The organism is Methylobacterium sp. E-041 (genome assembly GCF_022829665.1).
Classification (GTDB): Bacteria; Pseudomonadota; Alphaproteobacteria; order Rhizobiales; family Beijerinckiaceae; genus Methylobacterium.
Genome location: NZ_JAKSYQ010000160.1, coordinates 1 through 462 on the forward strand (window position 1 = coordinate 1; position 462 = coordinate 462).

The following is a 462-nucleotide window of genomic DNA, read 5'->3' on the forward strand; positions in this document are numbered from 1 at the left end:
GCCGAGGCCGGTGCCGCCGAAGCGCCGGCTGATCGAGCCGTCGACCTGGCTGAAGCGCTTGAACAGCCGGTCCTGCTGCGCCGAATTGATCCCGATGCCGGTGTCGGTGACCTCGAAGCGCAGGTCGTGGCCGCGCGCCCCCGAGCGCTCGCGCCGGACCACGAGAGTCACCGAGCCGACGGGGGTGAACTTCACCGCGTTGTTCAGCAGGTTCAGCAGCACCTGGCGCAGGCGGCTCGCGTCGCCGAGGACGAAGGCGGGCAGATCCGGGTCGATCCGGGTCTCGATCCGCAGGTTGCTCTTCAGCGCGCCGCCGCGGACGATCGAGACGGTGTTGTCGATCACCGAGACCAGCGGGAACGAGACCGGGTCGAGGGTCAGCTGCCCGGCCTCGATCTTCGAGAAGTCGAGGATGTCGTTGACGACGGTGAGCAGCGCGGCGCCCGAGCCCTGGATCAGCTC

At 69.3% G+C, this 462-nt stretch carries 1 protein-coding gene; it reads right to left on the reverse strand.

All coding sequences use genetic code 11. The features are described from left to right. The coding region (locus MKK70_RS14815; protein WP_243948653.1) for an ATP-binding protein at positions 1 to 462 on the reverse strand (462 nt) is incomplete at both ends.